The 18,588-nt window shown below is 70.8% G+C and carries 18 protein-coding genes; 10 read left to right on the top strand and 8 right to left on the bottom strand.

All coding sequences use genetic code 11. From position 1 onward, the window contains the following. Positions 1–123 precede the first annotated feature (123 nt). The gene (locus ACZ63E_RS44905; RefSeq protein ID WP_465342423.1) at positions 124–432 is read right to left on the bottom strand and encodes a hypothetical protein; all 309 of its coding nucleotides are present in this window, start codon (positions 430–432) and stop codon (positions 124–126) included. After that, positions 429–1,334 carry a mycothiol conjugate amidase Mca gene (mca, locus tag ACZ63E_RS44900; protein WP_465342422.1) on the bottom strand — a complete coding sequence of 302 codons (906 nt, stop codon included), beginning with the start codon at positions 1,332–1,334 and terminating at the stop codon, positions 429–431. The genes ACZ63E_RS44905 and mca overlap by 4 nt, the downstream gene beginning before the upstream one ends. Before the next feature lie 136 nt (positions 1,335–1,470). On the opposite strand from mca, the gene ACZ63E_RS44895 reads away from it, so the two are divergent. The 3 genes from ACZ63E_RS44895 to ACZ63E_RS44885 all read left to right on the top strand — a co-directional run bounded on the left by ACZ63E_RS44895 (position 1,471) and on the right by ACZ63E_RS44885 (position 3,474). Then, complete coding sequence (locus ACZ63E_RS44895; protein ID WP_465302656.1) at positions 1,471–1,914, top strand: DUF4307 domain-containing protein; 444 nt, start codon at positions 1,471–1,473, stop codon at positions 1,912–1,914. Between the two features lie 195 nt (positions 1,915–2,109). Next, entirely contained in the window at positions 2,110–2,613 is a 504-nt protein-coding gene (gene greA / locus ACZ63E_RS44890; protein ID WP_465302654.1) for a transcription elongation factor GreA, read from the top strand. A gap of 48 nt (positions 2,614–2,661) precedes the next feature. Further along, positions 2,662–3,474, top strand: a complete 813-nt coding sequence (locus ACZ63E_RS44885) for an MBL fold metallo-hydrolase (protein WP_465342421.1) — start codon at positions 2,662–2,664, stop codon at positions 3,472–3,474. Positions 3,475–3,501: 27 nt separating this feature from the next. Here ACZ63E_RS44885 and ACZ63E_RS44880 read toward each other — a convergent pair whose 3' ends face one another. Beyond that, entirely contained in the window at positions 3,502–3,975 is a 474-nt protein-coding gene (locus ACZ63E_RS44880; protein ID WP_465302650.1) for an Lrp/AsnC family transcriptional regulator, read from the bottom strand. 121 nt (positions 3,976–4,096) lie between these two features. Between ACZ63E_RS44880 and hppD the strand changes: the two genes are divergently transcribed. The 6 genes from hppD to ACZ63E_RS44850 all read left to right on the top strand — a co-directional run bounded on the left by hppD (position 4,097) and on the right by ACZ63E_RS44850 (position 11,798). Continuing rightward, on the top strand, positions 4,097–5,299 hold the full coding sequence (hppD, locus tag ACZ63E_RS44875) for a 4-hydroxyphenylpyruvate dioxygenase (RefSeq protein WP_465342420.1): 1,203 nt from the start codon (positions 4,097–4,099) through the stop codon (positions 5,297–5,299). A gap of 122 nt (positions 5,300–5,421) precedes the next feature. Then, positions 5,422–5,982, top strand: a complete 561-nt coding sequence (locus ACZ63E_RS44870; RefSeq protein ID WP_465342419.1) for a YbaB/EbfC family nucleoid-associated protein — start codon at positions 5,422–5,424, stop codon at positions 5,980–5,982. Positions 5,983–5,993: 11 nt separating this feature from the next. Then, positions 5,994–6,302 (top strand): type VII secretion target, encoded by a 309-nt coding sequence (locus tag ACZ63E_RS44865; RefSeq protein WP_465302644.1) that lies wholly within the window; start codon positions 5,994–5,996, stop codon positions 6,300–6,302. Next, positions 6,302–10,075 carry a hypothetical protein gene (locus ACZ63E_RS44860; protein ID WP_465342418.1) on the top strand — a complete coding sequence of 1,258 codons (3,774 nt, stop codon included), beginning with the start codon at positions 6,302–6,304 and terminating at the stop codon, positions 10,073–10,075. The genes ACZ63E_RS44865 and ACZ63E_RS44860 overlap by 1 nt, the downstream gene beginning before the upstream one ends. A 7-nt stretch (positions 10,076–10,082) precedes the next feature. Further along, positions 10,083–10,940 (top strand): immunity 49 family protein, encoded by an 858-nt coding sequence (locus tag ACZ63E_RS44855; protein ID WP_465342417.1) that lies wholly within the window; start codon positions 10,083–10,085, stop codon positions 10,938–10,940. Positions 10,941–10,952: 12 nt separating this feature from the next. After that, positions 10,953–11,798 carry a ferredoxin gene (locus ACZ63E_RS44850; RefSeq protein ID WP_465302638.1) on the top strand — a complete coding sequence of 282 codons (846 nt, stop codon included), beginning with the start codon at positions 10,953–10,955 and terminating at the stop codon, positions 11,796–11,798. On the opposite strand, the gene ilvA is transcribed toward ACZ63E_RS44850, so the two are convergent. Continuing rightward, complete coding sequence (gene ilvA / locus ACZ63E_RS44845) at positions 11,783–12,985, bottom strand: threonine ammonia-lyase (RefSeq protein WP_465302636.1); 1,203 nt, start codon at positions 12,983–12,985, stop codon at positions 11,783–11,785. The two genes, ACZ63E_RS44850 and ilvA, sit on opposite strands and share 16 nt — an antisense overlap. A 95-nt stretch (positions 12,986–13,080) precedes the next feature. On the opposite strand from ilvA, the gene ACZ63E_RS44840 reads away from it, so the two are divergent. Beyond that, complete coding sequence (locus tag ACZ63E_RS44840; RefSeq protein ID WP_465342416.1) at positions 13,081–13,353, top strand: hypothetical protein; 273 nt, start codon at positions 13,081–13,083, stop codon at positions 13,351–13,353. 58 nt (positions 13,354–13,411) lie between these two features. On the opposite strand, the gene ACZ63E_RS44835 is transcribed toward ACZ63E_RS44840, so the two are convergent. The 4 genes from ACZ63E_RS44835 to ACZ63E_RS44820 all read right to left on the bottom strand — a co-directional run bounded on the left by ACZ63E_RS44835 (position 13,412) and on the right by ACZ63E_RS44820 (position 18,530). After that, entirely contained in the window at positions 13,412–14,569 is a 1,158-nt protein-coding gene (locus tag ACZ63E_RS44835; RefSeq protein ID WP_465342415.1) for a cystathionine gamma-synthase, read from the bottom strand. A gap of 75 nt (positions 14,570–14,644) precedes the next feature. Beyond that, complete coding sequence (locus tag ACZ63E_RS44830) at positions 14,645–15,097, bottom strand: hypothetical protein (protein WP_465342414.1); 453 nt, start codon at positions 15,095–15,097, stop codon at positions 14,645–14,647. A gap of 344 nt (positions 15,098–15,441) precedes the next feature. Beyond that, positions 15,442–16,914 carry a hypothetical protein gene (locus ACZ63E_RS44825; RefSeq protein ID WP_465342413.1) on the bottom strand — a complete coding sequence of 491 codons (1,473 nt, stop codon included), beginning with the start codon at positions 16,912–16,914 and terminating at the stop codon, positions 15,442–15,444. A 245-nt stretch (positions 16,915–17,159) separates the two neighbouring features. Beyond that, on the bottom strand, positions 17,160–18,530 hold the full coding sequence (locus ACZ63E_RS44820; protein ID WP_465342412.1) for a cystathionine beta-synthase: 1,371 nt from the start codon (positions 18,528–18,530) through the stop codon (positions 17,160–17,162). Positions 18,531–18,588 lie beyond the last annotated feature (58 nt).

The raw sequence follows: 18,588 nt of genomic DNA, 5'->3' as shown, positions 1-18,588 counted from the left end.
TCTTTGGGGTGCTTCCCTTCGGGTCGCACCCGGTGGCCCTGTTGTTCTCACCGCCCGCCGCGCCGTAGTGAATGACTCATTCATGTCGTCTGGCGACATGAATGAGTCATTCACTACGGCGGCTCAGTCGGACTTGGCCGGGGAAGCGCCGTTTGCCTGCTTCTCCTCCGGCTCCGGCTCGGGCTGCTCCGCCGCGGCTTCCTCCGCCGGTTCGTCGAAGCTGGCCGGGACGCGCTTGAGGTGCTTCGTCATCGAACGGACCAGGAAGGCCACCGCGATGAGGAACAGGATCAGCACCAGGAAGCCGACCGGGGAGGACTTGCCGAAGTCCTCCCCCTGCCCGCCGTTGTCGCCGTTGCCGGGCTGCTGCGTCAGCACGAGGGCCGACGCGGTCACCGGAAGCGCCACGCCGGCCGGCAGCGTCAGACTCATGTGTTCACCTTCTCCTTGATGCCGGCGAACAGGTCGTCCTCCGGCAAAGTGCTGTCGACCAGCGACTTGACCAGCTCGTACTCCTCGGTCGGCCAGGTCTCGCGCTGGATCTCCAGTGGCACGGCGAACCAGCGGCTGGTCGGGTCGATCTGCGTGGCGTGGGCCTTCAGCGCCTCGTCCCGCGCCTCGAAGTATTCACCGCACTCCACGCGGGTCGTCACCCGCTCCATCACATCGGCGCGGTCGGGGTCCCACTTCTCCAGCCACTCGGTGTACGGCGACTCGAGCCCGGCCTCCTTCAGCGCGGCGTCGAACGCCACCATCCGGGCCTTCGAGAAGCCGTGCATGTAGTACAGCTTCAACGGCTGCCACGGCTCGCCGGCGTCGGGGAAGCGGTCCGGGTCCGGCGCCGCGTCCCACGCCGCCATCGACACCTCGTGGGTGCGGATGTGGTCGGGGTGCGGGTAACCGCCGTTCTCGTCGTACGTCGTGATGACGTGCGGGCGGAACTCGCGGATGACGCGGACCAGCGCCTCGGTCGACTCCTCGAGCGGGACGACGGCGAACGAGCCCTCGGGCACCGGCGGCAGCGGGTCGCCCTCCGGCAGGCCGGAGTCGACGAAGCCGAGCCAGCGCTGGCTCACGCCGAGGATCTTGGCCGCGCGGGCCATCTCCTCGCGGCGGACCTCGGTCATGTTCGCGAGCACCTCGGGCCGGTCCATGGCCGGGTTGAGGATGCTGCCGGCCTCGCCCCCGGTGCACGTGACGACCAGCACCTCGTGGCCTTCGGCGGCGTAGCGCGCCATCGTGGCGGCGCCCTTGCTCGACTCGTCGTCCGGATGCGCGTGCACGGCCATCATCCGCAGGTGCGGCGTGGCGGTCTTCGTCAGCTGGTCCACCATGCTGCGAACGACTCCTTCTCTACCCGTATTCCGCGACCCACCTGCGGGCCGCCCACCCAGCGGGCGGATACTCGAAGCCGTACCCGCCCCACCATTGTCCTCACGGGTACGACAAGAACGAGCAGGAGGCCCCGCGTTGGCAGGCGGACCGGCGGAAACGGCAACGCCCGTGCTGCCCGAAGGCCGGTACGGCACCACGCGGGCGAAGGCGCCCAAGCGCTGGCGCCGCTGGCTGTTCCTGGCCATCGCCCTGCTGGTCAGCGGCGTGGTCGCGTGGGTCGCCTACGTCAACCTCGGCGCCGCGCCGATCGACGCCGAGCGCGTCGCCTTCAGCGGCAAACCGGGCAACGCGATGGAAATCACCATCAACGTGACCCGGGACGACAACAACCGGCCGGGCGTCTGCATCGTCCGCGTCCGCGACAAGACCGGCGCCGAGAGCGGCCGCAAGGAGCTCCTGATCCCCGCCGGCGCGAAGTACAGCAGGATGAGCACGACGATCAAGAGCATCGGGGAACCGGTGACGGCCGACGTGTACGGCTGCTCGTACGACATACCAGACTACCTGTCAACCCCATAGCGGCCAACGGGGTGAACCGCGCGCCCAACGCCCACGGCGCGCGGAAATAACGGGCGTTGATCTCTCGCGCCGTGATAGTCTGACCCCTCAGCACGGCCCACGACGGGCCGTGTTTTTCCTTTATCTCAGCCACGCGGGCACCTACGCCCGTGTGGGCCGGCTTGAACACGCAAGCCTGGCAGGCCCGACGAGGAGATGGTGACCGTGAGCGACACCAAGGTGACCTGGCTCACCCAGGATGCCTACGACCGGTTGAAGCACGAGCTCGACGAAATGATCGAGAATCGTCCGGTCATCGCCGCGCGCATCAACGACAGCCGTGAAGAAGGCGACCTCAAGGAGAACGGCGGCTACCACGCCGCCCGTGAGGAACAGGGCCAGGCCGAGGCGCGCATCCGGCACCTGCAGGAGCTGCTGCGCTCGGCCAAGGTCGGCGAGGCGCCCGCGAACGACGGCACCGCCGGCCCGGGCAAGGTGCTCACCGTCCGGTACGAGGGTGACGACGAGGACGAGAAGTTCCTGCTCGCCACCCGTGAGGAAGGCGCCGAGGGCGAGCTCGACGTGTACTCCCCGGAGTCGCCGCTGGGCAAGGCCCTACTCGGCGCCAAGGAGGGCGAGTCCCGCGAGTACGAGCTGCCCAACGGCAAGCTCCAGAAGGTGACCCTGGTCAAGGCCGTTCCGTACGCCGACGCCAAATAACCCGGCTAGCGTGTCCTCCCAGGATCCACATTCTGGGAGGAAACAGCCGTGAGCACCGAACCGATCTGCCAGGCCTGCGGCATGCAGTACGCCGTGGCCCGTGACGACTGCCCGGTCTGCGAGGACGAACGCCAGTACGTCCCGCAGTCCGGGCAGCAGTGGACGAACCTCGCGTCCCTGCGAGCGAGCGGCACCTACACGCCGCGGATCGAGGAGCAGGGCCGCGGCATCATCGGCGTCGGCTCGAACCCCGGCTTCGCGATCGGCGAACGCGCGCTGCTGGTGCAGGCGAAGTCCGGCAACTTCCTCTGGGACTGTGCGGCGTACCTCGACGACGCGCTGGTGGCGCAGGTCCGCGACCTCGGCGGGATCACCGGCATCGCGATCAGCCACCCGCACTACTACACGACGATGGTCGAGTGGGCGCACGCCTTCGACGTGCCGATCTACCTGCACGAAGGTGACCAGCAGTGGATCGGCCGGCCCGACCCGGCGGTGAAGCTGTGGTCCGGCACGACCCTGGACGTCGCCGGCGACCTGCGCCTGATCAACCTCGGGGTGCACTTCACCGGCGGCACGGTGCTGCACTGGCCGGACGGCGAAGAGGGCCGCGGCGCGCTGCTGTCCGGCGACATCGTGCAGGTGATCGGCGATCGCACGCACGTCGGATTCATGTACAGCTACCCGAACCTGATCCCGGAGCGCCCGCACGTCGTCCGGCGCGCGGCCGAGCTGCTGGCGGGCTACCGCTTCGACGCGATCTACGGCGCCTGGTGGGACGCGATCGTGCGCACCGACGGCTTCGACGTCGTGCAGCGGTCGGCGAAGCGGTACCTGGCCCAGGTGATCGACGAACGCTAGCCCGAGCTTTCACGTGAAAGCTCGGGGTCAGTCCCGCGCGGTCCGCTCCAGCAGCGGGCGGACCCGCGGCGGCACCGGCGTCGACAGCGCGATCGACGTCGACGTCCGCAGCACGTCCGGGACCCCGACCACCTTGTCGATCACCCGCTGCAGGTCGTCGTTGCCGCGCGCCACCATCCGCACGAACAGATCACCCTGGCCGGTCGTCGCGTGGACTTCGCAGACCTCGTCGATCGCCGCGAGGGCTTCGGCGACCTCCGCGCGGCGGCCCTGGGCGATCTCGATCACCGCGAACGCCGTCAGGCCGTAACCCATCGCCGCGAGGTCGAGCTCCGGCGGGAAACCGCCGAGGATGCCGCGCTCGGTGAGCCGGTCCAGCCGCGCCTGCACGGTTCCGCGCGCGACACCGAGCCGGCGCGCGCACTCCAGCACCCCGAGCCGGGGCGAGTCGGTGAGCAACAGCAGCAGGCGCGCGTCCAACGCGTCGAGGTTCTCCGACATCACTTTCTCCCCTGCGCAGGTTGTCCACGATGACCGCCGATGTCCGGCAGTGACCGAGCATATTGTCCAGCAAAAATTCGGACCATTGCACATCTTGCCGTACAGGGTTGATCCTCGGGGTATGACCCAGACTGCCGAACCCCACCAGGGCGCCCTCGACGACGTCAGCTACGACCAGCTGCGTCAGCTCGTCGGCCTCGTCGACCACGACGCTTCGACAGACCCGTTCCCGGTCAAGGCCATGGACGCGGTCGTGTTCATCGCCGGCAACGCCACCCAGACCGCCTGGTACTACCAGATCGCGTTCGGGATGCAGCTCGTCGCGTATTCGGGCCCCGAGACCGGCGACTTCGAGCGCAAGTCCTACGTCCTCAAGTCCGGCTCGGCCCGGTTCGTCATCACCGGTGGCGTACGGCCGGACTCCCCGCTGCTCGACCACCACCGCAAGCACGGTGACGGCGTCATCGACCTCGCGCTGGAGACGACCGACGTCGACAAGTGCGTCGAGCACGCCCGCGCGCAGGGCGCGACCGTCCTCGAGGAGCCGCACGACGTCTCCGACGAGCACGGCACCGTCCGCATGGCCGCCATCGCGACCTACGGCGAAACCCGCCACTCGCTGGTCGACCGGTCGCGCTACACCGGCGTCTACCTGCCCGGCTACGAGCCGCGCGAGAGCACGATCAAGCGGCCGGAAGGCGCGCCGAAGCGGCTGTTCCAGGCCGTCGACCACTGCGTCGGCAACGTCGAGCTCGGCAAGATGGACTACTGGGTCGACTGGTACCACCGCGTCATGGGCTTCGTGAACATGGCGGAGTTCGTCGGCGACGACATCGCGACCGAGTACTCGGCGCTGATGAGCAAGGTCGTCTCGAACGGCAACCACCGCGTCAAGTTCCCGCTGAACGAGCCCGCCGTCGCGAAGAAGAAGTCGCAGATCGACGAGTACCTCGAGTTCTACGGCGGCGCGGGCTGCCAGCACATCGCGCTGGCCACCAACGACATCATCGCCACGGTCACCGCGATGCGCGCGGCCGGTGTCGAGTTCCTCGACACCCCGGCGTCCTACTACGAGGACCCGGAGCTGCGCGCCCGGATCGGCAACGTCCGCGTGTCGATCGAAACGCTCAAGGAGCACAGCATCCTCGTCGACCGCGACGAGGACGGCTACCTGCTGCAGATCTTCACGAAGCCGATCGGCGACCGCCCGACCGTCTTCTACGAGCTGATCGAGCGCCACGGTTCGCTGGGCTTCGGCAAGGGCAACTTCAAGGCCCTGTTCGAGGCGATCGAGCGCGAGCAGGAGCGCCGCGGCAACCTGTAGTTCCCCGAACGGCGAAGGCCACCATGGCGGACCTCCGGTCCCCTATGGTGGCCTTTGCGTGTTCCGGGAACCGGCGGGCTCCCGGATCCGTCAGTGGGGAGAAGCAGAGAGAAGGGGCCGGGATGCCGGACAGCATCGACGCCAGCGACGCGATGATCGACAACTGGACCAAGCGGCTCGAGGAGAACGCCGCCCGGTACCAGGCGCTGGCCGATCGCATGCAGGGCCAGTCGGTCACCGAGCGGTCGAAGGACGGCTCGGTGCAGGTGACCGTCGACTCGCGCGGGCTGCTGAAGAACCTCGTCATCACCGAGGCCGCGGCCGGCAAGCGGATGGCCGAGGTGTCGGCGCAGGTGATGCAGCTGGTCCAGCGCGCGCAGGCCCGGATCCCGGAGCTGCTGCAGCAGGCGATGACCGAGACCACCGGCACCGGTGACCAGGCGGCCGCCGAGATCGTCCGCGAAGCACAGAGCACGTTCCCGCAGCCGCCGCCGGACCCGGAGCCCGCGTTCCCGGAACCCGACCGCGTCCGCCGGTTCCTGCCGGAGGACACCGACTCGCCACCGCCACCCGCGGCGCCGCGCACTCCGCCGCAGCCGCAGCAACCGCCGCAGCCGCCGCGGCGCCGGCGTCCGGCCGACGACGACGATGACGACGACTTCGGCGGGCCGATTCTTTCCTGAGGGGGAAACCGATGACGGATGTGGAACTCAGCACCGACCTGACGGCGCACGCCCACCAGCTCGACGCCATCGGGGACGGGCTGCAGCAGGCCGTCGACGCGGCGAACCAGGTCAGCATGCCGACCGACGCGTACGGCATCCTCTGCCAGCCGTTCCGGATGCTGCTCGACCCGGTGGAGCAGTACGGGATCGACGCGCTGAAGGACGCCGTGCAGGCGATGACCGCCGTCTCCGGCAAGGTCCGCGAGGCCGCGGCGGCCTACCACGAGTACGAGGCCGGCGTCGCCGGTGACCTGAACAAGTCCGCGGGCGGTGCGTGATGCCGGAGGGGAACCCGCTCGTCGTCGACGCCAAGCAGGACCCGGACGGGCCCGGCGCGTTCACCGCGGGCAACGGCGACTACGGCTGGGCCGGCGGCATCGGCATCGCCGAGTCGTCGATGGACGCGTTCAACGGCATCAAGGACGGCGACTGGGTTTCCGGCGGCCTGGGCGTGCTCAGCCTGGCCGGCGAGGTCGCGGGCGCCGCGATCGACCCGTTCGGGTACCTGATGTCGTCGGTGGCGTCGTTCCTGATGGAGCACATCCAGCCGCTGAAGGACATGCTGGACTCCGTCGCGGGCAACCCGCCGGTGATCCAGTCCTATGCGGACACCTGGGGCAACGTCTCGAAGGCGCTGGGCGAGCGCAAGACCGACTTCGACAACGCGGTCAAGAACGGCACGGCCGGCTGGACCGGCCAGGGCGCGGACGCGTACCGCAAGTTCGCGGCCGAGCACAGCGACGCCCTGTCCGGCGCGGCGACGGTGGCCGGCGCGATCAGCACGGTCACGATGATCATGGGCCAGGTCGTCTCGTTCGTGCGGGAGACCGTGCGGCAGCTGATCGCCGACCTCGTGGGCAAGCTGATCGCGTGGGTGATGGAGGAAGTCTTCTCGCTGGGCTTCGGCACACCGGTCGTCGTCGCGCAGGCGACGGCCGCGATCGCCAAGTGGGGCAAGAAGATCGGGGAGCTGCTCAAGAAGCTGACCGACACGATCCGCAAGGTGTCGCCGCTGCTGTCGAAGCTGGTCGACCTTTTCGAGAAGATCGCGAAAGTGTTCGGCAAGGTGCTGGGCAAGGTCAGTGGTCTGGACGGGTTGAAGGTGAAGCCCGGGGGATTTGTTCACAAGGTCCCCAAGGGTGGCGGGGGCGTGCATGCCCGGGCGCATGGTGGGGATGGTTCGCCGGACGGTGGTTCCTCCGGCGACTCCTCCGGTCACGCGGATGGGGATTCGCCGAGTTCGGACCCGATGAACACCGATTCCTCGCCCGACTCGGCCTCCGGCTCACCGGACGGCAGCCCGTCGACGGCGCGCTCGGGAGATGGAGGCCCGTCGGCGACCCGATCTGGCGACGGCAGCACACCTCGCTCCGGAGACGGCTCGCCTTCCCACGCCGGAGATGACTCGCCGTCGCACGCGGGCGACAGCAGCTCGTCCCCCACTCGTGGCGGGGACAGCTCGCCGTCACATGCCGGGGACAGCAGTGCCTCACCGGTCCGTGGCGGGGACAGCAGCCCGTCGCACGCCGGGGACAGCTCGCCTTCCCACGCGGGTGACAACTCGCCCTCGCGCGCCGGAGACAGCAGCCCAAGCCGCGCAGCCGACAACTCGCCCTCCCACGCAGGCAACAGCACTCCAACTCGCGCGGGCGACAACGCGCCTTCACACGCCGGAGACAACAGCCCAAGCCGCGCAGCCGACAACTCGCCTTCCCACGCAGGAGACAGCACCCCGACCCGCGCGGGCGACAACTCGCCTTCGCGCGCGGGCGACAACACTCCGTCGCATTCCGGGGATAGCAGCCCGTCGCCGACCCGTGGCGGCGATGGTGGGCCGTCGCCCACTCGTGGTGGTGATGGCGGTCCTTCGCCCGCGCACTCCGGATCGTCGCCCGCTGCGCGGTCCGATGCGCCTGGCTCGCACTCCGGTGGTGACACCCCCAGCAGTGCCGCGACCCCACGGGCCGACGGCACCACCTCCGCCAGCGGCACCGCTCCCACCGCTCCGCGGACCGGGGACCCCAGCACCGTCCCCTCGCCTCGCGGTGGCGACGGCGCCGCCTCCGGGGTGCCGCCGCAAGGGGGTGCGCCCATGGGTGGTGGAGGCATGCCGCCCGGGGGTGGCGGGGGTGGCCTCGGGTCCGGTGGTGGGTCGCCGCGGGGCGCGGGTGGGGGCTGGACCGGCACTCCGGGCAGTCCCGGTGCGCACTCGCCGCACGTTGATGCTCCCGGGCGGCCGCGTGACCTGCCCGAAGGACGCCCTCGCCCGGGTGGGGACACCCCGCGGCCGCGGACGCCCGACACTCCCGCGCCCGCCGCTCGCGGGTTCGGCCCCGGGACCCACGGCGGTCCCGACGCCCGTCCCGCCCCCGGCACCCGGCCCGGCCACACCGGACCCGGCGGCACCCACGGCCCCGACGGCAGCCCCCACCAAAGCGGCCCGCACGAAAGCGGCCACCACGACCCCGACGGCGCCCCGCACCACGCCGACCCCGAACCACTCACCCCGGACGAAGTCAACGCGCGGCACTCCGAAAGCACCCCCTCCGGCAGCTCCTACCACGCCGGGGACGCCGACATGGGCGACCTCCCGCACCGCGTCCAGCCGGACCCTGACGGCCGATACACCGTCGACGTGCACGTCACGCCGGATGGTCATGCCCGCATCGGGGACCGGCTTTACACGCCCGAAGAGTTCGCCGACATCCTGCGCCGCAACGCCGACTACGACGGCCGGCCGATCCGGCTCATCGGCTGCGACGCGAGCTCCAACGACTTCGCGCACCGGCTTTCGCGAGAGCTCGACACCGAGGTCATGGCCCCGACGAAGCCCGCGTGGACCGACTCGCACGGGCGTGTCTTCTCCTCCGACTACGAAATCGGCCCCGACGGGAAGATGCGGCCCCGCATCCCGCCGGACGGCGAGTGGAACACCCACCACCCGGACGGCTCCACGCACCGGGCGGGCGACGACGGCTTCGCGCCGGACACGCACCACGGCGACCCGCACGACGTCGACGCCGACAGCGCGCAGCACCGCGGTGAGCGCTACATCGACGAAGAACCGGTCGACATCGAGCACCCGGACCGGGAGCCGAAGGCGTCGATGAAGGAAAAGATCAACGACGACGCCTACCGCGAGAAGTACTACGACGGCCCGAACAAGAACGGCGAGTACTCGCGGAAGAACGCCGACCAGGTCGACGCCGCCGACGAGCGCATCCCGAAGATCAAGGAAGACAAGACCAAGCCCGACGGCGAGCACTTCGAACCGAAGTCCGACGACTTCGAAGAAGCGACCTACCACAAGCAGAACGAGGTCGAGCACCACGCGACGCAGCCGCAGAAGGACGAAGCCCAGGACCTGATCGAACGCCGGCACGACGCGAACCAGCGCGCGCGGGACGCCGAAGGCGACTACCAGGAAGCCAAGGAAAAGGGCACGCTCACCGACGAGATCGAGCGCGAACGTTCCGACGCGCACCGCGACCGGACCGATCTCGGCGAGGAGCTCGGCGAGCACGCCGCGCGCGACGCCGTCGCCGACCAGTTCCCGTCGCCGCCCCACGAGATCAAGGAACTGCCCGACCCCGACCTCCACGGGGACGACACCCGGCTCGGCAGCAAGCCGGGCTCGGGCCGGTTCGACCAGATCTACGAGGTCACCGGGCCGGACGGCACGTCGCGGATCGTCGTCGTGGAGGCGAAGGGCCCGAACGCCGGGCTCGGCACCCGGCAGGGCGACGGCGGCTACCGCTACGAGCAGGGCCACCCGGCCTATGTCGACAGCATCATCGAGAACATGCGCGTGAATGGCACCGAAGCCGAACAGAATCTCGCCGCGGACCTCGCCCGTGCGAAGACCAAGGGAAATCTCGACTATTACGTCGCCAAGGCGCGGGTGCGCGACGAGTTCGAACTCGACGGGTCGGGCAACCGGGTTCCGGACTCCGCCAACCCCGGCGAGTTCAAGAAACGTCCCGTGTACGGTGGCTACAACCTGAAGCAATTCGATCTGACGCCCAGGCCACCGAAGAATCGTGGGGAGTGACGCGAAAGTGCCCACTGTCGACCGGCACGACTTCGACGCGCCGAATGCCGAACGCGGCGTGAAACGGCTCTTCACGCGCCGGCACGAAGCGCGTGAAGACATCGAAACCGAAACGCTCGGCCCCGGGTTCGCCCTGGACCGCTCGTACAACGAGTTCGCCGACCGGTGTGGCGGCGACCCGCGGGCGGCGGAGAACGAGACGTGGCTGGCGTTCACCCGCGCCGTGCAGGCCGGCAGTGCGTTGTTCCTCGCCGCGAACCGGCCCGAGGGCGAGGAAGTCGAGTTCCGGTTCGGCGAGGACGAGATCCGGCGCCCGGCGACCGGGCCGACGACCGACAGCGGCGCGATGAACTGGCTGAAGGCGGCGTACCTGGCCATCGTGGCGCGCGACCAGGCGCGGCTCGAGCTGCTGGCCGCCGTCCCGGTCGACCTGCTGCGGCAGTCGCGCCCCGAGTACGACGACTTCGTCTTCGACTGGGTGCGGGCGCTGCAGATCCACGTCCGCGGCGAGGCCGACCTGGTCGAGGCCGTGCTGGCGGCCATGCGCGCCACCGACCCGGCGACGGTGCGCGCCAGCCCGGAAAGCGTGCTGCAGCTGCACTTCCCGCCGATCGAGCTGTTCTACCACTTCACCCAGCGGGAGGACGGCAAGTTCGCCGACGCGCTCGTCACCGCGCTGCGGCTGCACAAGGAGTACTGGACCGCGGATCCCGAGCGGCCGCGCAACAGCACGAGCATCGTCGCGCTGGCCCCGCTCGCCATGGCCTGCCTCGCCCGGGACGCCGGGATGGCGTTCGACGTCGAGTCCGACTACCTGCCCCACCACCTGCTCGCGGGCACCCGCGTCGGCGAGATCACCATCTGACCTGGGGGCGACATGAGCCAGCCACCGGGGCCGCCGCGCCCGGACCAGCAGCAGGAGATCGTCCGGCAGATCGGCCTCGCGCTCGCTTCGCAGGCGCCACCGGGCTGGCGGCAGCTGCGGATCGAGTACCGCGCCGCCGGCCGGCACGTCGAGGCCGACCTGCTGGTCACCGGGCCGGACGGCTTGCCGCGGCCGACGCAGCCGCACCCGGAGGCGGTGCGCCTGCTCGGCGTGCTGCGCTCGGGCATGTACCAGCCCGGCCGGGGCACCTGGCTGGGCGTGATCTGCGTGTTCGAGCCCGCCGCGGCGCCGGACGTCGACTTCGTGCGCCCGGACCTCGAACCGCCGTTCCGGCAGCAGCCGCCGGCGCTCGGGTTCCAGGACGAGCTGCGGTTCTTCCCGCGCGCCGACGAGCACATCCCGGCCTGGCTGCGGGAGAAGGCCGGGCTGACGCCGCCCGCGGCGGACGGCGAGGTCCGCACCCCGAGGATCTACGACGGCCTCGACGCGGCGGGTAAGCCGCTCATCCGGCGTCAGCCGCTCGTGCCGGCCGAGGCCGAGCGGGTGCTCGCCTACCTGGACGCGGCGCCGGTGATCCTGGCCTCGCGCAGCTACGGCCCGGACGCGTTCGCGCCCGACCGCGCGGACGCGGTGCCGATGAACTTCCGCACCGACGGCGCGTGGGCCTGGCCCGGCGCGGTCGCGTACTACCTGCGTGAACACGGCGTCCCGCCGGACCCGGACCTGCTCGCCCACATCCGGTCGCGGCGCTTCACCGCGCCGGCCGACGTGCCCGAGCCCGCCAAGGACCTCGCGCTGGCCGCCATCACCGGCGAGCCGGGTCAGACGACCGTGTAACCCGCCTCCGTCAGGGCGGCTTCGATCTCCTTGCAGTGCTCGGGCCCGCGGGTCTCCAGCGCCAGTGCGACGTCGGCTTCACCGAGGTCGAGGCTGCCCGAGATCCGCGAGTGCTCGACGTCGAGCACGTTCGCGCCGAGCCCGCTGACGCACGAAAGCACCCCGACGAGCGAGCCCGGGCGGTCCGGGACGCGCAGGCGAAGCCGCAGGTAGCGGCCGGCCGCCGTCATGCCCTGCTGGATGATCTGCGAGAGCAGCACCGGGTCGACGTTGCCGCCGGACAGCACGGCGACCACCGGCGCCTCGAAGTGACCGGGGTGCTGCAGCAGCGCCGCGACCGTGGCCGCGCCGGCCGGCTCGACGACCAGCTTCCGGCGCTCCAGGCACAGCAGCACCGCGCGCGAGAGGAACCTTTCGGACACCGTCACGACGTCGTCGACGAGCGCCTCGACGTGGGCGAAGCTGACCAGGCCCGGCTGGCCGACCGCGATTCCGTCCGCCATCGTCGCGGTCGACCCCAGCCGGACCGGCGCGCCCGCGGCGAGCGACGGCGGGTACGCCGCGGCCTCCTCGGCCTGGACGCCGACCACGCGGACGTCCGGGCGCAGCGCCTTGACCGCCGACGCGACCCCGCCGACCAGCCCGCCGCCGCCGGTGGCGACCAGGATGGTCTTGACCCCGGGCAGCTGCTCCAGGATCTCGAGGCCGACCGTGCCCTGGCCGGCGATGACGTCGGAGTGGTCGAAGGGGTGGATGAACACCGCGCCGGTCCGCTCGCCGAACTCGACCGCCGCGGCGAGCGTCTCCTCGAGCAGGGCGCCGTGCAGGTGGACGTCGGCGCCGTAACCGCGCGTGGCGGCGAGCTTCGGCAGCGGCGCGCGCAGCGGCATGAAGACGGTGGACTTGGCGCCGAGCAGCGACGACGCGAGCGCGACGCCCTGCGCGTGGTTGCCGGCGCTGGCCGCGACGACCCCGCGGTCGCGTTCGGCCTGGGTGAGGCCGTGGATGCGGGTGTAGGCGCCGCGGATCTTGAACGAGCCCGTGCGCTGCAGGTTTTCGCACTTCAGGTGCACCGGACCGCCGTGGAGCCGGCGCAGGTCGCGCGCGTGCTCCATCGGCGTCACCCTGGTCACTCCTTTGAGGAGTTCCCGGGCGGCCTGGATCCGCTCGATGGTCACGAGTTCCATGAGCCGGATGATGCCACTCAGGAGATCCACAGGTTGACCGGGCGGGGAGCCGGGTACCCTGGGCCGTGTCAACACGCGGTAAACAGGGAGCAACCATGGCACGGGGGAACAACGCGAACACCGCCCGGCGGGCTCGCGCCACCCGATCGGCCGGTCTGCTCCCCCTGGTGATCGGCCTGGCCTCGGCCGCCGCGCTCACCGGAGCGGCGTACCTCACCGTGGACAGCGCGAGCTGCGGCTCCCCGGCCCAGTACATCCGCCACGACAGCCACGTCGAGTTGGTCGGCGGCTGCGTCGACGGCGCGAACCTGCCGGCCACGGGCACCCCGAAGTCCGGCGGCGTCGTCCACGGCGACTACAACCCCTGATCCCGAGCACAAAAAAACGGCGCCGGAGCAGTTCCGGCGCCGTTTTTGTCGTTCGGGGTCAGCCCAGGGCCTGCAGCAGGTCCTCGACCAGGTCACGGCCGTCTTCGATGCCCGCCGAGAGGCGGATCAGGTCGGCCGGCACCTGCAGGGTCGAGCCCGCCGTGCTCAGGTGGGTCATCCGGCCCGGGTGCTCCAGCAGCGACTCGACGCCGCCGAGGGACTCCGCGAGGATGAACAGCTTCGTGCGGGAGACGACCTCGAGCGCCGCCTCTTCGCCGTCGGCGTGGCTGAACGAGACCATCCCGCCGAAGCGGCGCATCTGCTTCGCCGCGATCTCGTGGCCGGGGTGCTCCGGCAGGCCCGGGTAGTAGACCTTCGCCACCTTAGGGTGCTTGACCAGCGCCTGCACGATCAGCTCGGCGTTGTCGCTGTGCCGCTCCATGCGCAGGGCGAGCGTCTTGAGGCCGCGCAGCGTCAGCCAGGCGTCGAACGGCCCGGGCACCGCGCCCGCGGCGTTGCGCAGGTAGAACAGCTGCTCGCGCAGCTCGTCCTCGTTGGTGACGACCGCGCCGCCCACGACGTCGGCGTGGCCGCCCAGATACTTGCTCGTGGAGTGCAGGACGATGTCGGCGCCCAGCGAGAGCGGGTTCTGCAGGTACGGCGTTGCGAAGGTGTTGTCGACCACCAGGCGGGCGCCGGCGTTGTGCGCCAGGCCGGCCAGCGCCGCGAGGTCGGCGATGCCGAGCATCGGGTTGGTCGGCGACTCGCACCAGATCAGCTTGGTCTCCGGCCGGATGGCGGCGCGCACCTCGTCGAGGTTGCCCAGGTCGGCGACGGTGTGCTCGACGCCCCACAGGCTGAGCACCTTGTCGATCAGGCGGAAGGTGCCGCCGTACGCGTCGTTGCCGAGCACGAGGTGGTCACCGGGGCGCAGGGTACTGCGCAGCACCACGTCGGAGGCCGCCATGCCGGACGCGAAGGCGAGCGCGTGCCGGCCGCCTTCCAGCGAGGCCAGCGCCTCCTCCAGCGCCGTGCGGGTCGGGTTCGCGGTGCGCGAGTACTCGTAGTCGCCCTCGCGGGTGCCGCCCACGCCGTCCTGCGCGTAGGTGGAGGTCTGGTAGATCGGCACGGTCACCGCGCCGGTGCGGGGGTCGGGCTTCTGACCCACGTGGATCGCGCGAGTTTCGAAGCCCAGTGCTGAGTAGTCGTCCACCATTGGTCAAGCGTACGGCCCGCCGCTCGAATTCCCGTCAAGTGGGATGGATCTCAGCAAGATGCCACCGCGGGCCGCTCACCAGCCCCGGGACGGGTAGGCACCCTGGCCGGAGAGCGCCGGCAGCAGCGGGGCGCGGTAGCGCAGGTACCGGAACGTCGGCGGCACGAACGCCAGCACGACGACGAGCACGGCGAGGCCCGCGAGCCCGACGCGGTCGACCATAGCGAAGCCGCCGTGGGTGAACATCGCGTCGGCGAAGCGGGCCAGCGGGACACCCACCGAGAGCGGCTCGGTCAGCAGCGCGCCGATGGCCAGCAGCGCGCCGAGGCCGAGCAGGACCGCGCCCGCCGTCGCGCGGAACAGCGTCGCCAGCGAGCCGAGGAGGAGCAGGAGCCCGGCGACCAGGTACCCGGCGAGGTCCACCAGCACCCAGTTCGGGAGCGCGCCGAGGCTGAATTCGGCGGGCATGTCGAGGAAGATCTTGACCGGCACATAACCCGCGGCGACCGCGGCCGGAAGCCCGAGCACGGCGGCGAGAAGCGCCGTTACTCCGGATGGCCGAACCGGTGAATACGAATGCGAATAAGTTACCGGGTATTCGTGCGAGCCGGTCACAACTCCCCCATCAAGGAACGCGGGACTACGGCGTTCACCCTAGCGTCGGAAGGGGGATGGAGTCCGGAAACGGACGAGAGTTCGGCCGAACAGCGGAACCCAAGATCATTTTTGTGCGGTAGCGGCAGAAATCCCGTCACAGTTCCCGGCGGACCCGCAACTCGTTAATTGTCCGAAAAGGACAATTGCGCAATCGTCGATAAATGCAGCGTGCCCCGGAGCCGAATGGCTCCGGGGCACGAAAAAGGTGTACTAGTTCACCACGGCTGCTGCGGCGGCTGGCCCGGCTGGCCGAACCCGCCGCTCGGCGGGCCCTGCTGGCCCGGCTGCTGGCCCCAGCCCTGCTGCGGCTGACCCGGCTGCTGCGGATAACCCTGCGGCGGCTGCCCCGGCTGGCCGTAACCCGGCTGCTGCGGCGGCTGGCCGTAACCACCCGGCTGCTGCGGGAACCCACCGCTGGACGGGTTGGGGCCGCCCGGCTGGCCGTAACCCGGAGGCGGGCCGTAACCCGGCTGCGGCTGGCCCGGCTGGGGCTGACCCGGCTGGCCGTAACCGCCTGGCTGGCCTGGCTGGCCGTAGCCGCCCGGCTGACCCGGCTGCCCGAACCCACCCTGCTGCCCCGGGTCGCCGTAGCCGCCCTGCTGGCCCGGGTCGCCGTAGCCGCCCGGCTGACCCGGCTGCCCGAACCCGCCGGGCTGGCCCGGCTGGCCGAAGCCCGGCTGCTGCGGGGCGCCGAAGCCACCACTGGGCGGCCCGCCGAAGCCCTGCGGCCCGGCCGGCGCGGCGTCGCCGCCACCGAGGCCGACGAACTGCTGCGTCGCCGGGACGAACCCGAGGACACCCACGATGAGGATGAGCACACCCAGGATCAGCGGCGGCAGCCCGAGACCGAACGTGTCCTTCGCGGAGGCGGACGCCTGCGCGAGCGCGGAGTCCTTCGGCGTCATGCCGATCTTGAGCAGCAGCGCGAAGAGGGTGAGCAGCGCGCCACCCACGACGATCACGATCGGGACGAACTTCTTGATCCCGCCCAGCTTGCCCGCCAGCGCCAGGCCGGCACCGCCGGCGAGGGAGATCAGCGAGCCCACCAGGATCATGATCACGTAGAACCAGACCAGGCCCGGGCCGATGATCCCGAGCTGGTCGAGGACGTTGTCGATGGCCTCCTGGCTCGGAGCCAGGTCGAACGCCTTCGAGTAGTCGCTCGCGTCGCCCATGTAGCCGAAGGAGATGATCAGCGCGATCAGCCCCAGCAGGGCGACCACACCGCCGGCGATGTAGCCGAACATGCCGTTGCCACCCGACGGCGCGCCGAACTGCGGCGGCTGGCCACCGAAGCCGGGCTGCTGCGGGCCACCGAAGCCGGGACCGCCGAAGCCCTGCGGCGGCTGGCCGTAACCACCCGGCTGCTGCCCGAACCCGCCCGGCTGACCGGGCTGGCCGAAGCCGCCCGGCTGCTGGCCGAAGGCCGCGGCCGGGTTGTCGGCCGCGCTCGGCGGCGGGGTGTACGGGATCGCCGGCGGCTGGGAGCCCGGGGGCACCAGCTGCGTGGAGTCCGCGACCGGGGCGTCGCCGCCGCCGGCCGGGTTCACCATCTGCGTCGCGTTCGCGTCGACCGGCGGCATCGCCTGGGTCGCGCCCGCCCCGCCGTCACCCGGCTGGACCGGCTGCACGACCTGGGTCGGCTCCGGAGTGTCCCCGAACGGGGACCCGGGGGCTTGTGGTTGCACGACCTGAGTCGGTTCGGGGCTGCCGAACGGGTCCTGCTGCGGCTGGGGGCCACTCGGTGGGCCCTGAGGTGGCTGGCCGCCACCCCACGGCTGGTTCGGTGGCTGCGGTGCACTCATGTGGGTCTTGAACCCCCTTGACGAGGACGCGAAAGTGTTCTATTTGCGCCCACGCTATCGGATCACCCGGCAGGGCGCTCGTAACGCCCCTGCCGGGTTCACCGATTAAGCCCCTTCTCGCCTGCTGTTCAGCGCCCGGCCAGGAACCCCAGGAGATCGTGCCGGGTGACGACCCCGGCCGGCTTGCCGTCGACCAGCACGAGCGCGCCGTCGGCGCCTTCGAGCGCCGTCATCGCGGAGCTCACCTGCTCACCGCCGCCGATGGTCGGCAGCGGCGGCGACATGTGCCGGTCGAGCCGGTCGGCCAGCTGGGCCTTGCCGGTGAACAGCGCCTCGAGCAGGTCACGCTCGTTGACCGCGCCGACGACCTCGGCCGCCATCACCGGCGGCTCCGCGCTGACCACGGGCATCTGGCTGACGCCGAACTCCGCGAGGATCGCGATGGCCTCGGCGACCGTCTCGTTCGGGTGCGAGTGCACCAGCGCCGGCAGCGTGCCGCTCTTCTTGGTGAGCACGTCGGCCACCGTCGCGCCGGAGGAGTCGGGCGGCAGGAAGCCGTAGGAGGACATCCAGGTGTCGTTGAACACCTTCGTCAGGTAGCCACGGCCGCCGTCGGGCAGCAGCACGACCACGACGTCGTCCTCGGTGAGCCGCTCGGCGAGCTTCAGCGCGGCCGCGACGGCCATCCCGCAGGAGCCGCCGACCAGCAGGCCCTCCTCGAGCGCGAGCCGCCGGGTGACCTGGAACGAGTCGGCGTCGGAGACCGGGATGATCTCGTCGGCGATGTTCCGGTCGTAGGTGTCCGGCCAGAAGTCCTCGCCGACCCCTTCGACCAGGTACGGCCGGCCGCTGCCGCCGGAGTAGACCGAGCCCTCCGGGTCCGCGCCGACCACCTGCACGCGGCCGTCGCTGACCTCCTTGAGGTACTTGCCGGTGCCGGAGATCGTGCCGCCGGTGCCGACGCCCGCGACGAAGTGCGTGATCTTGCCGTCGGTCTGCTTCCACAGCTCGGGACCGGTCGAGAGGTAGTGGCTCTCCGGGTTCTGCGGGTTGGCGTACTGGTTGGGCTTCCAGGCGCCGTCGATCTCGCGGACCAGCCGGTCGGAGACGTTGTAGTAGGAGTCCGGGTGCTCGGGCGCGACGGCCGTCGGGCACACCACGACACGGGCGCCGTACGCCTTGAGCACGTTGCGCTTGTCTTCGCTGACCTTGTCCGGGCAGACGAAGACGCACTGGTAGCCCTTGCGCTGCGCGACCATGGCCAGCCCGACGCCGGTGTTGCCGGACGTCGGCTCCACGATCGTGCCGCCGGGGCGCAGCGCGCCGGAGCGCTCGGCCGCTTCGATCATGCGCAGCGCGATGCGGTCCTTGACCGAGCCACCCGGGTTCAGGTACTCGACCTTGGCCAGCACGAGCGGCTTGAGCCCCTTGGTCAACGAGTTCAGCTTGACCAGCGGGGTGTTGCCCACGAGGTCTGCGATGTGCTCTGCGTACTCCACGAGGGCCAGCCTAAACGGCCTACCGGTGGCGTTGTCCACTCGTGGCCGGGCGGCCTCC

It is taken from the genome of Amycolatopsis sp. NPDC104819, assembly GCF_055583145.1.
This window is presented reverse-complemented; position numbering and strand designations above follow the sequence as displayed.

What these genes read in the sequence shown, in the direction of transcription:
- ACZ63E_RS44840 (WP_465342416.1), top strand. Translation starts at nt 13,081, where the DNA reads ATGGCACGGGGGAACAACGCGAACACCGCCCGGCGGGCTCGCGCCACC.
- ACZ63E_RS44850 (WP_465302638.1), top strand. Translation starts at nt 10,953, where the DNA reads ATGAGCCAGCCACCGGGGCCGCCGCGCCCGGACCAGCAGCAGGAGATC.
- ACZ63E_RS44905 (WP_465342423.1), bottom strand. Translation starts at nt 432, where the DNA reads ATGAGTCTGACGCTGCCGGCCGGCGTGGCGCTTCCGGTGACCGCGTCG.
- hppD (WP_465342420.1), top strand. Translation starts at nt 4,097, where the DNA reads ATGACCCAGACTGCCGAACCCCACCAGGGCGCCCTCGACGACGTCAGC.
- ACZ63E_RS44865 (WP_465302644.1), top strand. Translation starts at nt 5,994, where the DNA reads ATGACGGATGTGGAACTCAGCACCGACCTGACGGCGCACGCCCACCAG.
- greA (WP_465302654.1), top strand. Translation starts at nt 2,110, where the DNA reads ATGGTGACCGTGAGCGACACCAAGGTGACCTGGCTCACCCAGGATGCC.
- ilvA (WP_465302636.1), bottom strand. Translation starts at nt 12,985, where the DNA reads ATGGAACTCGTGACCATCGAGCGGATCCAGGCCGCCCGGGAACTCCTC.
- mca (WP_465342422.1), bottom strand. Translation starts at nt 1,334, where the DNA reads ATGGTGGACCAGCTGACGAAGACCGCCACGCCGCACCTGCGGATGATG.
- ACZ63E_RS44870 (WP_465342419.1), top strand. Translation starts at nt 5,422, where the DNA reads ATGCCGGACAGCATCGACGCCAGCGACGCGATGATCGACAACTGGACC.
- ACZ63E_RS44835 (WP_465342415.1), bottom strand. Translation starts at nt 14,569, where the DNA reads ATGGTGGACGACTACTCAGCACTGGGCTTCGAAACTCGCGCGATCCAC.
- ACZ63E_RS44880 (WP_465302650.1), bottom strand. Translation starts at nt 3,975, where the DNA reads ATGTCGGAGAACCTCGACGCGTTGGACGCGCGCCTGCTGCTGTTGCTC.
- ACZ63E_RS44860 (WP_465342418.1), top strand. Translation starts at nt 6,302, where the DNA reads ATGCCGGAGGGGAACCCGCTCGTCGTCGACGCCAAGCAGGACCCGGAC.